Source organism: Rhodanobacter hydrolyticus (assembly GCF_044904645.1).
In genome coordinates this window covers 3,925,063-3,940,139 of the sequence record NZ_JADIKK010000008.1, presented here as the reverse complement: position 1 = coordinate 3,940,139, position 15,077 = coordinate 3,925,063, and the positions used below count along the sequence as shown (strand labels likewise).

Annotated in this window: 13 protein-coding genes and 1 pseudogene; all 14 read right to left on the bottom strand. The window is 64.9% G+C overall.

Translation table 11 applies throughout. From position 1 onward, the window contains the following. A complete protein-coding gene (gene icmH, locus ISP25_RS20240; protein WP_404616176.1) occupies positions 1–1,377 on the bottom strand; it encodes a type IVB secretion system protein IcmH/DotU in 1,377 nt (458 codons plus the stop codon). A 169-nt stretch (positions 1,378–1,546) separates the two neighbouring features. Further along, positions 1,547–2,887, bottom strand: a complete 1,341-nt coding sequence (gene tssK / locus ISP25_RS20235) for a type VI secretion system baseplate subunit TssK (protein WP_192156131.1) — start codon at positions 2,885–2,887, stop codon at positions 1,547–1,549. A gap of 37 nt (positions 2,888–2,924) precedes the next feature. Continuing rightward, positions 2,925–4,259, bottom strand: coding sequence for a type VI secretion system-associated FHA domain protein TagH (tagH, locus tag ISP25_RS20230; RefSeq protein ID WP_404616175.1), 1,335 nt, complete (start codon positions 4,257–4,259; stop codon positions 2,925–2,927). A 1-nt stretch (position 4,260) separates the two neighbouring features. Next, positions 4,261–4,818 carry a DUF6931 family protein gene (locus tag ISP25_RS20225; protein ID WP_404616174.1) on the bottom strand — a complete coding sequence of 186 codons (558 nt, stop codon included), beginning with the start codon at positions 4,816–4,818 and terminating at the stop codon, positions 4,261–4,263. A 9-nt stretch (positions 4,819–4,827) separates the two neighbouring features. Continuing rightward, positions 4,828–6,852 carry a type VI secretion system Vgr family protein gene (locus tag ISP25_RS20220; RefSeq protein ID WP_192156140.1) on the bottom strand — a complete coding sequence of 675 codons (2,025 nt, stop codon included), beginning with the start codon at positions 6,850–6,852 and terminating at the stop codon, positions 4,828–4,830. A gap of 310 nt (positions 6,853–7,162) precedes the next feature. Further along, on the bottom strand, positions 7,163–7,621 hold the full coding sequence (locus ISP25_RS20215; protein ID WP_404616173.1) for a PQQ-binding-like beta-propeller repeat protein: 459 nt from the start codon (positions 7,619–7,621) through the stop codon (positions 7,163–7,165). Continuing rightward, positions 7,621–8,049: a hypothetical protein gene (locus ISP25_RS20210; RefSeq protein WP_404616172.1), complete on the bottom strand. Its 429-nt coding sequence runs from the start codon at positions 8,047–8,049 to the stop codon at positions 7,621–7,623. The genes ISP25_RS20215 and ISP25_RS20210 overlap by 1 nt, the downstream gene beginning before the upstream one ends. Continuing rightward, on the bottom strand, positions 8,046–9,338 hold the full coding sequence (locus ISP25_RS20205) for a tetratricopeptide repeat protein (RefSeq protein ID WP_404616351.1): 1,293 nt from the start codon (positions 9,336–9,338) through the stop codon (positions 8,046–8,048). Before ISP25_RS20205 ends, ISP25_RS20210 begins: the two co-directional genes overlap by 4 nt. 95 nt (positions 9,339–9,433) lie before the next feature. After that, a complete protein-coding gene (locus ISP25_RS20200) occupies positions 9,434–9,721 on the bottom strand; it encodes a PAAR domain-containing protein (RefSeq protein ID WP_192156146.1) in 288 nt (95 codons plus the stop codon). Positions 9,722–9,818: 97 nt separating this feature from the next. Continuing rightward, complete coding sequence (locus tag ISP25_RS20195; RefSeq protein WP_404616171.1) at positions 9,819–9,983, bottom strand: hypothetical protein; 165 nt, start codon at positions 9,981–9,983, stop codon at positions 9,819–9,821. A 42-nt stretch (positions 9,984–10,025) separates the two neighbouring features. Next, positions 10,026–10,637, bottom strand: a complete 612-nt coding sequence (locus ISP25_RS20190) for a hypothetical protein (protein WP_404616356.1) — start codon at positions 10,635–10,637, stop codon at positions 10,026–10,028. Between the two features lie 27 nt (positions 10,638–10,664). Next, positions 10,665–10,907 (bottom strand): annotated as a pseudogene (locus ISP25_RS20185) (NUDIX hydrolase); the annotation flags it as partial. Positions 10,908–11,154: 247 nt separating this feature from the next. Beyond that, positions 11,155–12,225 (bottom strand): PI-PLC domain-containing protein, encoded by a 1,071-nt coding sequence (locus tag ISP25_RS20180; protein ID WP_192156158.1) that lies wholly within the window; start codon positions 12,223–12,225, stop codon positions 11,155–11,157. A 57-nt stretch (positions 12,226–12,282) separates the two neighbouring features. After that, a complete protein-coding gene (gene tssH / locus ISP25_RS20175; protein ID WP_404616170.1) occupies positions 12,283–15,027 on the bottom strand; it encodes a type VI secretion system ATPase TssH in 2,745 nt (914 codons plus the stop codon). Positions 15,028–15,077 lie beyond the last annotated feature (50 nt).

The following is a 15,077-nucleotide window of genomic DNA, read 5'->3' as shown; positions in this document are numbered from 1 at the left end:
TCAACCCTCGGGGATGTACATCAGTTCCACGCGCCGGTTGCGCGCGCGGTTGGCCGGCAGGTTTGGCGGCAGCGCGATCGGCTTGGAGTCGCCCGCACCGCTGGCTTCGAGCCGCCCGGAGTTGTCCAGGCCATCGCTCAGCACCTTGAGCACCGCGTTTGCGCGTGCCGCGGAGAGCGCGAAGTTGTCCTTGAATTTCAGCGAGCGGATCGGCTGGTCATCGGTGTGCCCCACCACGATCACCCGCCCCGGCACCTGGTTCAGCGCGGCAGTGATCTTGTGCAGCAGCGGCAGCGCCGCATCGGCGACGTCCACGCCGCCGGAGGTGAACATGCCGGTGGCGGAAAGGCGCACCAGTTCATGGCCGTTGCCCTGCTCGATGATGGCGAGCTGACCAGCCTGCTCCTCCGACGCCAGCAACTGCTTCAGCGTGGGATGCGCCGGCGGCGGATTGGTCTTGTTCAATTGCACCATGGCTGGCGGCGTGGCGCTTTCCAGGCCGATCTGCGCCAGTTGCGCGCTGACCGGCGAGGACAAGGTATTCAAGCGCGAATGGAAATACAGGAAGGCGCCAAGCAGCACGCACGCCGCTGCGGCCACGATCACCCACAACGGCACATAGCGGATCAGCGGGTTGCGCTTGTCCTGGATGCCGCGCCAGTGCGGCGCCAGCTCCTGCGCGGCCGGCGCGCGCTGTTCGCGGATGCGCCGGTACAGGTCTTCCTGTATGTCGGCCAGCTTGGCGCGGCCGCCCGATTCGATCAGGTAGCGCCCGCCGAAGCCCAGCGCAAGGCAGATGTACATCAGCTCGATCAGGTCGAGGTGGCGCGAGAAATCTCCGCACAGTCGCTCGAGGATCTGGAAGAACTTCGCACCGCCGTAAGATTCGCCGTGGAAGGTCACCAGCAGTGTCTGCTGCGACCAGCCGCTCTGCTCGCCCCAGGGCGCGTTGAGCACCGCCTCATCCAGCATGGCGCACAGCACGTAGCGCGCGGCCAGCGCGGTCTGCTGCGGGATGTTCGCCTGCTGCGTATGCGCTTCGAACTTGCGCACCTGCGCCATCGTCTGCTCGCGCAGATGCACCGAGTCAGGCGGCGTGGCGCTGTGGCGCAACTGCACCGAGAGCAGCAACAGGGGACTGGCCGCCTGCACCAGCGGGTTCATGCCGCCGCCGAGGAAGGCGCTGATCTCGGCGGGTGTGGCTTGCGCCGCGCGCGATGCAGGCGCAGGTGCCGGAGCCGACGCGTAAGCGGGTGCCGCCGGTGGCGCAGCGTACGGTACCGGCGCAGGCGTTGCCGCGGGCGCCGCGCCGCGCGGACGCACCACGGTGGCGTCGCGCATCGCGTCGTCGTCGAATGGGCCTTTCGGAGTATTCATCTCTGGGCCTGCTTATGGTCTTCAAGCACCCCGCGCCGGGAACCGTTTGCGCGCAGTCCTAGGAAGAACGAAGGAGTGGACATCCGTCCACGACTGAGTGATGACGCAGGAATGCAGGCAAGCAGACCCGGACCTGCGGACGCGGTGTGTTTCGAGACCATGAGCACGCTCAACCTCCCCTGATCGCCCAGAGCTGCAGGTCCAGCCCGGCGAAGCCGCTGCCGAAATGGAACGCGATGCCGCCGGATGTCTTCAGCTCGCGCCACATCGCCGCGTGGCGGTCGAATTCGAAATACAGGTAGCCGGCGTTGTACGGGATCTGGCGCGGCGCCACCGGCATCGGCGAGACCGGAATGCCCGGCAATTGCAGGTTCACCAGATCGCGGATCTTTTCCACCGGGCCGATCTTCGATTGCGCGGGTAGCTGCCGGCGCAGTTCCTCCGACTTCACGTCGGCCTTTGCCGCCAGCACGAAGGCGGCGTTGTCCAGCAGGGTGAGGTCGGGCACCACCGCCACCCACACGCCGAACTTGCGCTCCTGCAGCGGGATCGGCATGGCGGTCTGCTCCATCACCGCGCTGAGGCTGGCGCGCAGCGCGGCGATCAGCGGCTCGAAACTCTCGCGCAACGCTTCGTGGCGATACGGCGGCAACGCGCCAGGGCGCTTCCCTGGAGCGGTGAACGTGGCCAGTTCGCCGGCCATCGTCACCAGCGTGCGGTAAAGCTCTTCGGGATGCAGCAGCGGCGCTTCGGCCAGGTGCGCAATCAACGGCTGGCAGCGGTTCACCACCTGCAGCAGCAGAAAGTCGGCGATCTCCGCCGCTCCGCCGCGATCGGTCAGCGCGACGCGGCTGGCCAGCGCCTCGCCACGCTGGTGCAACAGGCCGAGCAGTTCGGTGAGGAAGGTCACCAGCCGCGGCACCGCCTGTGTGGAAAGGCCGGTGGGCATGAAGGCGTCGTCCAGCATCACGCGGCGGTCGGTGCGGCATTCCACGATGCGCGCCAGCGGCATGCGGGTGAGTCCCTCCATGGGTTGCGACTGCGGCAGCAGGCGGCCGCTCATGCCGCCCACTTCCAGCGGCGTGGTGCCATCGGTGCTGCCGGAGGCGTCGCGCACCTCGGCCTCGCGCACGCGGAAGCGGAAGAGCTTCTCCGCCGGCGCTTCCGGCCGCCCGCTGTCGGGCTGGGTGGGCGAGCGCAACGGCAGGGTGAGGTATACGGTCTGGTCGCGCCAGTTTGCGTCCACGTCCAGCGGCGGCGGCAGCGGGTCGTCGCCGGGCATCGCGAACGGCGTGCCGTCGGGGAACACGCCGCGCGCCTGCTTGATGCCGAGCTTGCCGATGGCCAGCAGGTCGAATTCCAGTTCCAGCTCGTGGAAACCCCAGGCATGCGGGCGCAAGTTGCCGGCGCGCAACTCCACGAAGCGCTCCAGGTAGCGCTCCTGCTGCTGCAGGTGCTGCGGCCGGAGGAAAAGGCCTTCGCTCCATACCACCTTGTTGTTCTGCGTCATGCGTTCGCTCGCTTCTCGTGGTTCTCGTCGGCCCGGGCTACGGGCGCCGCGCCTGTCCTGTCCGCAGCGCCGATTTCAACCGCGCCAGTTGCTCCTCGTAGGCGCGTGCGAATTCGTCGCCGAACAACCGGCGAAAGCATTCGTCAGGGTTGCCCATCAGTTCCTCGAAATGTTCCCGATAACGGTCCCAGTAGCGGCCCTTGCCGCCGAAGGCCGCGCGCTTGGCGCCGCCGTCGGCTTCGTGCTCGAAGCGATCCGGGTTGAAGTGCACCAGCAGCGATTCGAACGCCGCGCGTACGCCGGCCAGCATCGCCATCTGGTGGCAGCGGATGTCTTCGAACGCGTCCTGGAACGCGGCGCCGCCTGAAAGGAAGGCCGGTCCGGTGGGTGCGAGGATGCGCTGTACCGCCTCATCCGGCGTGGGCGCGAATTTCAGCGGGTTGTTTTCCGAACGCTGAATGATGGTCACCGGCAAGCGGAAGGTGTTCTTGATCTCGGCGCGCGCGCGCAGCACGTCCATCACGCCGTCGGCGACGATGTGCAGGATCTGCTCCAGCTCGGGCGGCAGCCCGGTGGCCGCCATGGGCACGGCAGCAGGTGCGGCGAACGATGCTGCCGGCGGTGCTGCCGGCGTTGGCGCGACAGGTGTCGGGATCGGCGGTGCGACGGGAGCCGCCGGCTCCGACATGGGCTCGAAGTCGCCCATGATCGCGTCCCAGTCTTCCGGCAGCATCTGCGCCTGGCGCTGCACGTCGGTGATCGGCGGCCGGAAGTGGTCGGCCATGCCCGCGGTGTGATTCCAACTGGGCACGGGTTCGGGCTGCGGCGGCGCAGGTTCCGCGACCGGTGACGCATACGGCGCGTCGAGGAAGCTCAACGGGTCGAGGTCGCCGCTGATCGCGCCGGCAGCATTGGGTATCAGGCTGGGGCCTGCAGCGGCCACCGGCGCACTGGCGGGCGCGAGCAGATCGGACAAACCGAAATCCAGCAGCGGATCGCCGGACATGGGCGCAGCCACCGGCGCGGCAGCCGGCTCCGGCGCAGGCGCAGCGGGTGCCTGCATCTGCACCGAAATCTCGAAGGTGTCGATCTGCAGGCGGTCGCCTTCCTTCAGCGCGGCCGGTTCGCCCTTGGGCAGCGGCGCACCGTTGAGCAACATGCCGTTGGTGCTGCGGTCCTCGATGAAGTAGACGCCGTTCAAGCAACGCACCATCGCGTGGATGCGTGACACGCCGGGCGCGCCAAGCACCCAGTCGCAATCCTCGGAACGGCCGACGCTGCCGCCGCTGCCCTGGAAGGATTTCTGGCTGCGGCTGCCGAACTGAGCGGCGTGCTTGCCGAGTACCGTCAAGGTCAATGTCTGCATCGACAACTCAAGCTCCCTTGGTATTCGCACCGGCCGCTTCGCCGGTGCCGAGCAGGCCGAGGGCGCGTGCGATGAATTCCGTGCGACGGGCCGCGAAATGTTCGACCACCAACGCTGCCATCAGATTGATCGCGGCCACCGTGGCGCAGGCGGTGATGTGTTCCGGGGGCGGCACCGGCGTTTCCTGCGCCGCCGGCGCGAGGCTGCCGCCCGACCAGCCGGCGGCCGCGGCCAGCCATGCGCCCAGCGACTTGTAGCCGCCGGAGTTGGCGAACTCGAACGCGGCGCGGCGGTTGCTTTCGGTGGGCTCGCGCACCCATTTTTCCGCCAGCGAGGCGCCCGCCTTGTCCTCCAGTTCCAGCGGCTGGTCGCGTGCGCACTGGCACAGCCACGCCACCGCATAGCGCTTGGGCAGCAGCCGCGCCAGCAGCTTCAGCGCATCCGGCATCGCACCAACGTCCAACAGGGACTGCACCGCCGCCTGCGGCGTCATTTCCGGGCGCAAATGCACCATGGCCTCAGGCGACAGACCCATCTGCATCGACGCTTGCATGATCGCTGACATGGCTCCCCCTTAGCCGATCATCGTGATGGCACCACCCAGCTTCGCCATGGCATCGGCGGTCAGCTGCAGCATCGCCCCCTTCACCGTGGTCATCGCACTTCCCTCCACGTCCATCATCGCGTCCGAGTGCACCTTCACGCTGGCGCCGGAGCCGATGTCCACCGAGGCCTGTCCCGCCATCTTCACCGTGGCATTGCCGGTGATCGTGATGTTGACGCCCTTGATCTCGACGTCGCCCGAGCTTTTCAACGTGATGCTGGAAGCGCCGCAGACGAGGTCGATCTCGGTACCCGCGGTGAGCGAGAACTTCTTGCCGATGTTGGAGGTACCGTTGCCGGTGACGCTAAGGCTGTCGTCGTTCTGCACCGTGACGCTGCGGTTGTGCTTGACCGTCTCGGTCTGGTCGTTGTCGACCGTGAGCGTCTGGTTGTTCTTGACCTCGGTGGTCTGGTCGTTCTTGATGGTGATCGTCTCGTCGTGGTCGATGGTGACCACGTGGTCGTTCTCCACCTCTTCGTGCATGTCCTTCTGCGCATGCATGAAGAAGTCTTCGCTGCCCTTCTTGTCCTCGAAGCGCAGTTCGTTGGCGTCGTCGGCGCCGCCGAGCAGGCTGCGGCTCTTGATGCCGCTCTGGGTCTTGTTGTCAGGCAGGCCGTAAGGCACGGTGTTGGCAGCGTTGTAGACGCTGCCGATGATCAGCGGGCGATCCGGATCGCCTTCCAGGAAGCTCACCACCACTTCCTGGCCCACGCGCGGCAGGCTCACTGCTCCCCAGCCCTTGCCGGCCCAGGGAGACGCCACGCGTACCGGGCACGAAACCTGCGCTTTCGGCTTGTCCGGCATGTTCCAGTGGAAATTCACCTGCACGCGCCCGTATTTGTCGACGGCGATGTCCTCGTCCGTGTCGCTGCCGGCGACAATCGCGGTTTGCAGGCCGTCGATCCTCGGCTTGGGCGTGCGGTGCTCCGTGCGAAACGGCACGCTGCTCGGCAGCGCCTGGAACTGGCAGCTGAATTCGAGGTGGCTTCCGCTGCCCGAGGCATACCCACCGCCGCGCAAATAGCTGTGCGTGCTTACCAGCAGGTATTCCTGGTCGAAGTCGTTGCGCGGATTGCCGCTCAGCGTGAACAGGTTGCCGATGCACGCGGCGCAGGACGAGGTCGAACCGTGATAGCGCGAGCGCGCGGCGGTGAGCGCCTCGGCACGCATGCTGGCGTAATGCTGGCCCAGGCTTGCATCCCCGTGTGTACCGGGAAAGTCGAACGCACTGTGGGTGGGCGAGGGGTTGTTGCCCGAGCTGGTCTGCGTGGAGAGCAGCGAAGCCTTGGGCGTCAACGGATTGTAGTCGGTCAGCTTGACGGTGGCGGAGTCCACGCCGCGCACGGCGCCGAACTCGGTGATGGTCGCCTCGCTGCTCAATACGTCGTCGGCACCGGGGGCAAACGGCACCTTCTTGAAGGTGCTCGCTGCGGAATGCGCGCCCACGCCGTCGGCAAGCACCATGGTGTGCTTGTCCTCCTCGTGGGTGAAGTAATAGTAGATGCCCTCTTGCTCCATCAGGCGCTGGATGAAGCTCAGGCAATCCTCGCGGTACTGCACGCAATAGTCGCGCTTGGCGTAGTTGCCGGTGAGGCTGAGCTTGATGTCGGAGTAGCCGGACTCCTGCGCCAGCTGCTTCACGATGTCCGGCACGGCCATGTCGGTGAAGATGCGGCAATCCACGATCTGCCCCAGCAGCCAGGGCGTGGGCACCAGGGTCACTGCGTACTGCGCGTACACCAGCGACTGCACCTTGGCGACGCCTATCTGCGACGCCTCGCAGACGATGCCGTTGAAATAGCGTTTGAAGCCGTTGCCCAACGCCAGCGTCACGGTCATCGGCGAGCCCAGCAGCGCGGTCAGGTCGATGCCGGTGTCCTGGCTCTCGAACTGCACATCGAACCGGAACAGCTCACCCAGTTCCTCGTTTGCGCTCATGCCGACGAACTGCAGGTCCTGGCACTTGCTGGAAGTGAGTGTGATGGGCTCGGTCATGCGACTGCGCTCCCGCAGGATGGTGATGGTCGACCCAGCCTGCATCGCGCACGCTTCGCCCACGGATCAGGCATCGCCCGGACGCCAGGCGGCGAAATCGCGCTACCGGCTCGGTGCGGCGAGTCGCAGGCAAGCAGGTGGATGGCTGAACGGGCTACGGGTGGCATGGGCTCTCCTTCCCCTGTAATGCGCAATCAGGCGACATTTCAGGTCATGCGTCGCGACCATTCCTTGCGACTCGATCCATGCATTTGATTTTCTTTGACTTCCGGCGTGGTGGCGGCGCATGCGCCCCCAGGCAGCCCCGCTCTCAATCCATGCCTTTCGCCATACCCACTGGACGGCACCGCCGATCCAGTTGCACCTGCTCGCGGCCGATCACGAAGCGGCCATGCACGAAGCGGGTCGGTCCGTTGAAGTCGCCGCTGTGCCACAGCACGCGGCAGGTCCCCGTATCCACGGCATACAGGCGGTTGTTGCTGCCCGAATAAGTGGGCACGTACAGGATGCCGTCGCCGAGCATCACGGGCTGCTCGACGATGGCCACCTCGTCGTCGACCACGCAGGCCGGCGCGCTCCCTTGTGCAATCCGCAAGGGACCCTGCCATGCCGTTGGATGCAAGGTATCATCGGCCTCGCCGAACGACACCGATACGCCGTGCAGCTTGCCGATGCCGCCGACGATGGGCAGGGGCGCCAGGTCGCAAGCCCAGGCAACGACCGGGAGCCAAGCCAGGACAGTGGCCAGCAGGCAGCGGGAAGCTCGCATCAGTGGCTCTCGGGCACGGGTTTCGCGTAGTAGACGACCTTGGGCAGATCGCGGTGGTTCCATGACCAGTTTATGCCGGTCTTCTCCTTCCCCACACCACCGAAACGCCCCCAATAGCCCACGGGATAGGGGCTGCCCGGATCGGTCGGGATGATCACCGCGACGTGCCCGTGCCCTGCTGCCTTGAGACCTGCCACCACGAAGAAGCCTCGATTGGCGTAGCTGATCGCCAGCTTGGGATCGCTCCCGAGATCGACCCAGCCATTGGCCTTGACTCCCATCGTGTCGACCATCGCGTTGGCGGTGCCCGACAGTTCAAGGCCGAGATCGTCGGCCACCGCATGGGCAAATCCGCTGCAGTCGTTTTTCCAGCGGGGCCACTCCTTCTTCGATGCCGTTTCGACGGCGGATTCGGGCGCAGGCTTCATGGCGCTTCCGTACCGCCGCGCCGCGCCAGCACCACCCAGCTGCGTACTGGTTGGCCGAATTCCTTGCGCAAGCTGTCTTCGCTGATGCGGATGTCGCCGAAGCCGGCTCGCTGAAGCGCATGCAACGCATGGCCTCGCGTATGGCGATAGCGTCCGCTGGAGGAGAGCACGGCTTGGTCGCCATCGCCCTCTTCCACTTCCAGCGAGAAAGCCAGCCAGCCGTCTGGTCGCAGGGCATCATGCGCCGCCGCGGCCATCGGACCCAGGTCGCCGAAATACACCAGAGTGTCGGCCGACAGCACCACATCCCATGCCTGCCGATGCTGTTGCAGGTAGGCGGTGAGTTCGGCCACTTCCAGGTCATCGTAGCCGCCGCGCAGGCGCGCCTTCTTCACCATGCCGCCCGACAGATCCACCCCGACCAGCCGCCGTGCGTGCGGGCGCAACAAGGGTGCGCACAGACCGGTGCCGCAACCGGCATCGAGGATATCCAGCGACGCCCCTGGCACGGGCAACACCGTGGCCAGCGCGGCAGCGAGCACCTCCGGCGCGCGGTAATCCAGGTTCTTCAGCAGCTGCTCGTCGAAACTCTCGGCGAAATTGTCGAACGTGTCGCGCACATAGTCGTCGGGCGCGCGCTCGGGGGCATCGGTGCCGCCGCAGGCCGCCAGCATGTGGCGAGGCACCGGGTTGTCGGGATCGCGTTCCAGCCAGTCGCGGTATACCTGCGCGGCTTCATCACGGCGATCCAGGGTGTAGAGCGACACGCTCAGCGCCTCCAGCGCCTGCACGAAGCGGGGCTCCAGCGCATAGGCCTCGCGGAAACAGCCCACCGACTGTTCGATGTGCTCGATGCCCTGCGCGTTGTTGCGCAGGAACAGGCCCAGCAGGTAGTAGCCCTGCGCGAAGCGCGGCGCCGCCTTCAACAATTTCTCGAAGGCGTCGAAGGCCTCCAGCGGCCGCTGCTGCGCTTCCAGCACCACGGCCAGGTTGCTCAGGGCATGGTGGTGCTGCGGGCTGCACTCCAGCGACTTGCGGTAGCAGGCCTCCGCCTCGCGCAGGCGACCGCATTCCTTGTGGATGTTGCCGAGGTTGTTGTGCGCGTCCGGATGTCTGGGTGTCACCTGCAGCGCCGTGCGGATCAACTCCACGCCCTCGTCGCTGCGTCCGTTTTGGTGGCACAGCACGCCGAGGTAATGCAGCGCGTCGGGCTGCGCCACGCGCAGTTCCAGCACCTCGCGGTACAGCCGCTCGGCCGTGGCGAGATCGTCGGCCTGGTGCGCCTTCATCGCCTGCTGCAATGCGGTGCGCCAAGCCGGCACCGCCGCCGTCGCGACGGAAGGACGGACGAAGCCATTGGTCGGCTTCCTGCTCGCCCGTCTGTTCACGAAATCAATACCGTGAAGCACCCCAGCACGATGGTGCCGCCATGCGCACAGGAGTCGCCCAGCCGCGCAGCCGGCTGGCCACCGATCAACACCGTGGGCGAGCCCACGATGATGCTGTCCGGTGGCCCCACGCAGACGGCCATGTCACCCATCCGCGCCGCCGGCAGGCCGCCGATCAGCACCGTGGGCGCGCCAGGGCCGGAAATCGGGCCACCAACGTGCGGTACGGGACCGGTGGTCATGGGGCACACATGCATGTCGGTAAGACGGGCGGCTGGTGGCATCGGGGATTCCTCCTCTCCACAAGGCCAATGCGCAATCGCGCGGCGATTCGTGTCACGGCCCTGCGTTGCCGGTGGGGCCAGCCGGTGGAAGCGGCCCTCAGGACAGGCCCAACTGCTTGATCGCCTTGCTTTTGACGCCGGCAAAGAAACCCTTCTTGACGTGCGTGCCCTTGTCGGACGCCAGCCCTTCCAACTGCAACCGCGAGCTGTTGATGTTCTTGCTGGCGATCTTGAGCAGTGGGTCCATCTGCTTCTTCTTCATCGCCTCCGCCCGGTCCATCCAAACCGGCAGGCCAACGTCACATCAAGAAGGCTTGTCAGACGGATACAGGTACGGAATGACGTAATTCAATGCGACTGCCACTCCGACGGCCGCGACGGTAGCAAGCACGCAGGCCCTCTTAAGTGCCGTACCCAATCCGCCGGGTGGGGCTACTGGGGGAGGCCCTCCCCCCACTGGCGGAGGCATGACGGGGGCTAGTCCCATGACCGGTCCGAGGGGCAACGGCGCATGCGCCACTGCAACGGCAGCAGCTACGCCTGCCAACCTGTTCACCATGTCCTGAAACCAACCGTGGGGCGAATTCAATTTTGCTGTGACAAATGGGCGACGAATGGGCAACACGAAGCCCGCTGGAATCTGATGCCAAGCTCCTGCATTTCTAACACGAAAGGCGCCCGCCAATGCTGCCATTCGAGGCGGCCCGTACCACGCAGCAGCTCCAGGAACAGGACCCAGCATCCCCGCCACGGCAGCCTCGGCTACCACTTGAGTCGTCTGCAGCTCATCATCCAATGGTGTATTGGCCAAAATATTTACATTGATTGCATTGGAAAGATTTTGCAGATCAAGCAACGTCGCAACTTTGACGTACAGCGTGGAATATTGATGTAACGCTCCGCCAATATTTGCCACGTTATTGTCCGTCACGTTATACAAGGCGATTGACGGAGGTGACAGAATGTCAACGCCAGTCTCCTCCAAAAACTCTCGGCGTGCAGCCTGACGGCCACTCTCCCCCACATTTATTCCCCCTCCCGGGAAACACGCCTGTCCTGCTCCATTAAGCAGGGTTACCGGTGACGGACCTCCACCGAAACGTTGTCCAAGGAACCTCTTTGTCGCCAAAAGAACATGACGGTTCCCCGCCGCGCTACACCATACAACCGTATATGCATTGGGCATGATGAAACACTCCTTCGCCTGAGTACTCCCACCCCTAAGGCAACACCACCATGATCGGCAGATGGCCTGACATATTCTTGTTAGCCATCATTAGGCGCGAAAATGGGGTCAGAGCAAACTTTCGATCAAAGTCATGGCAAACAACAATGAAAGTGTATTCTGACCCCTGTTTTCAACTACCCCTGTTTTCACGATGGCGCATGTGTGGCAACTTTAAAGACCGCATGCTCTTAAACCGCAGCTGCGATCAGGTTTGGCAAAGCACCAGACCGTTCAACCCGATGATTTCCTCGCTCGTCTCCGTATTGACGAAATCGTAGAGGATGATGTTCGGCAGCGAGCACGAATACACCGCGTACCGCTGACGAGCCCGGTCCTCGATGGCAATTGCGTTCGACCAGGCCTTGGTGTTGACCAGAGGTACGTTGTTGTCCAGGCAATACTTGGCGGTGTTGGCGTTGCTCTCGGCCACCATGTTCCGCACTATCTGGAAATTCTTCGACAATTGCTCGCGGGTGTTTTTCTCGATATTGCCACCCGTCGATGTCCAGTACAGGCAGTACAGGTGCGACTTGTCGTCGCCGTGCGTCCGGTGCTTGGCGTGCTGGGTGTAGCTCGCCGTCTGGCCAGCCACGATTTTCTCCAGCTTGTTGGAGTTGGCGAATTCGCCGCACATGCACAGGCCGTCGTTCACTGTCGGCAGCGGTTTCGACTTCTTGTTCTGGTACAGCTTGTGAAAACCGTCGGCCTGCCCCGGAGGGGCCACACGACCGGGGAACTTGGCCGAAGTCAGCTTGGCGCCGTCGACCACGAAGATCATTTTCCCGGCCAGCTCATGCACGAACTTCTGCGCCAGGTTGCCGGCTCCCTTGTAGACGTAGTCGCCGTTCTTCTTCCCGTACAGCGCCGATTTCTCCATCCAGCCCATCAAGGCAGCGAAGACTTCAGTCGAGTTCTTGATGTGCGAGAGTCGGATGATCACGAATTCGGAGGGGTTCGAGCGGACGAAACCCTGCAATTCATCCAGAATGGTTTCGAAGGCCTGACCGACGCCACCGACGAGGCGCGTGTCCTTGGGGCTGTGATAGGCCTTCAACTGGCCGCCTGACGAAATGATGCGTACATCGAAGAAGCGCGATCCGCGAATCGCCTGGTCGCCAACGCCGACGGTCTGCGTCACCGTCATGCTCTCTCCGCTTCCTATCATGCCCAGAGAGCCATAGGACTCCCTGGCCAGGCCGGCATCGTGGCTGCCCGGCATGATGACGTGGCGCAGCAGAACGTTTTGATAATCCTGCAGGAAATTTCTGGTTGCCATGGTTTGGTGCCTCAAGGAAAGCTGACTGAGATTCTCTGGTTGCGGCCTGCGTCAGGCTCAGGCGAAGGCGTAATGGAAGTCCCCTTCCTCCATGCCAACGCGCACGCCCGTGATGGCCCTGCCCTCGATCATCCGGTTGAGGAACTCGCGGCTGATGTCCGGCAACATGGAGTTGGTGAGAATGGCGTCGATCATGCGACCGCCCGACTCGCTCTCCGTGCAGCGGCTGACCACCAGCTTCACCACGTCCTCGCCGTACTCGAACGGGATCTTGTAGCGGGCTTCGATGCGCTTCTTGATGCGATTGAGCTGCAGCTTCACGATCTCGCCCAGCATTGTTTCGCTGAGCGGGTAGTACGGGATGGTGACCAGACGGCCGAGCAGCGCCGGCGGGAACACCTTGAGCAGGGGTTCGCGCAGCGCTTTGGCGATGCCCTCAGGCTCGGGCATCAGCTCCGGGTCCTTGCACAGGCCGGCGATCATGTCGGTGCCGGCGTTGGTGGTGAGCAGGATCAGGGTGTTCTTGAAGTCGATCCGGCGGCCCTCGCCGTCTTCCATCACGCCCTTGTCGAACACCTGGAAGAATATCTCGTGCACGTCGGGATGGGCCTTCTCCACCTCGTCCAGCAGCACCACCGAATACGGCTTGCGGCGCACCGCCTCCGTGAGCACGCCGCCTTCGCCGTAACCCACGTAACCGGGAGGCGCGCCCTTGAGCGTGGAGACGGTGTGCGCCTCCTGGAACTCGCTCATGTTGATGGTGATCACGTTCTGCTCGCCGCCGTACAGCGCCTCGGCCAGCGCCAGCGCGGTTTCGGTCTTGCCCACGCCGGAGGTGCCGGCCAGCATGAACACGCCGATCGGCTTGTTGGGGTTGTCCAGCCCAGCACGGCTGGTCTGGATGCGCTTGGCGATCATCTCCATCGCGTGGTCCTGGCCGATCACGCGCTGCCCCATCAGCCTGGCCAGGTTCATGACGGTCTCAAGCTCGCTCTTGACCATGCGGCCGACCGGGATACCGGTCCAGTCGGATACCACCGCTCCCACCGCCACGTAGTCCACGGTGGGCAGGATCAGCGGGCTCTCGCCCTGCAGTTCGGCCAGTTGCGTCTGCAGGCCCTTGAGCTGCTCCAGCGCGCTGGCACGCTCGTCGTCGCTGAGGCCTGCGGGTACCTCAGGAGCGACCTCGGCTTCGGCCTTGGCATTGGCGGCTTCTTCCAACTTGCTGCCGGTGCCTTCCACCGGCGCGACGTCGCCGCGCAGCTTGGCGCGCAGGGCAAGGATCTGCTCGACCAGCACCTTCTCGGCCTGCCAGTCGGCTTCCAGCTTCTCCAAGCGAACCTTCTGCGTGGCCAGCTTCTCGTTGGCGGAGGCCTCGCGCTCGGCCACGTTCACGCCCACGGTCTTCTCGCGGTGGATGATCGCCAACTCGGTTTCCAGCGCCTCGATGCGCTTGCGCGTGTCGTCCACTTCCGGCGGCACCGCGTGCTGGCTCACCGCCACGCGAGCGCAGGCGGTGTCGAGCAGGCTCACCGCCTTGTCGGGCAGTTGGCGTGCGGGGATGTAGCGGTGCGACAGCTTCACCGCCGCCTCCAGCGCCTCGTCGAGGATCTGCACGCGATGGTGCTTTTCCATCGTGCTGGCGACGCCGCGCATCATCAGGATGCCCTTTTCCTCGCTGGGCTCGTCGACCTGTATGGTCTGGAAGCGACGGGTGAGCGCCGGATCCTTCTCGATATGCTTCTTGTATTCGGCGAATGTGGTGGCACCAATGGTGCGCAGGGTGCCGCGCGCCAGCGCGGGCTTGAGCAGGTTGGCCGCGTCGCCGGTACCGGCCGCGCCGCCGGCGCCGACAAGGGTATGGGTTTCGTCCACGAACAGGATGATCGGCTTCGGGCTGGCCTGCACTTCCTCGATCACCGAACGCAGCCGTTGCTCGAACTCGCCCTTCATGCTGGCGCCGGCCTGCAGCAGGCCCACGTCCAGCACGCGCAGTTCGACGTCCTTGAGCGATGGCGGCACGTCGCCGCGCACGATGCGCTGGGCGAAGCCTTCCACCACCGCGGTCTTGCCCACGCCGGCCTCGCCGACCAGGATCGGGTTGTTCTGCCGGCGCCGCATCAGGATGTCCACCACCTGGCGGATCTCGTCGTCGCGGCCGACGATGGGATCGAGCTTGCCGCTGCGCGCCTGCTCGGTGAGGTCGACCGTGAACTGCCTGAGCGCCTCCTGCTTGCCCATCTGCGCCGGGCTCATCGCACCGCTGGCTTCGCCCGGAGCACCGGCCCCGCCCAGCCTGAAGCCGTCACTGGCGTTCTGGCCGTCCTCGGGCGAGCCGGCCACCACCTCGGCAAACTTCTCCATCAAGGTTTCGGGCTTGATCTTTTCGAATTCCTTGGAGACGTTGAGCAGCGCATTGCGCAGGTGGCGCATGCGCAGCACGCCCACCATCAGGTAACCGGTGCGCACCTGCGCCTCGCCGAACATCAGGGTGGCGAACACCCAGCCGCGCTCGACCGCTTCCTCCACGTCGCCGGAGAGGTCGGAGATGGTGGTGGAACCGCGCGGCAGGCGATCCAGCGCGTCGGTGACGTCGCGCGCCAGGTTCGACGGGTTGAGGTTGAACTGCTTGACGATGCGGTGCAGATCCGAGTCCTGCAATTGCAGGATCTGGTGGATCCAGTGCACCAGCTCCACATACGGGTTGCCGCGCAACTTGCAGAACACGGTGGCGCTCTCGATACCCCGGTACGCCAGCTTGTTGAGCTTGCCGAACAGCGCGCTGCGACTGATTTCTGCCATGAACCTGCCCCTATGGTGGTCCCGATGGACGCGCTGCGGCGACGTCGGGG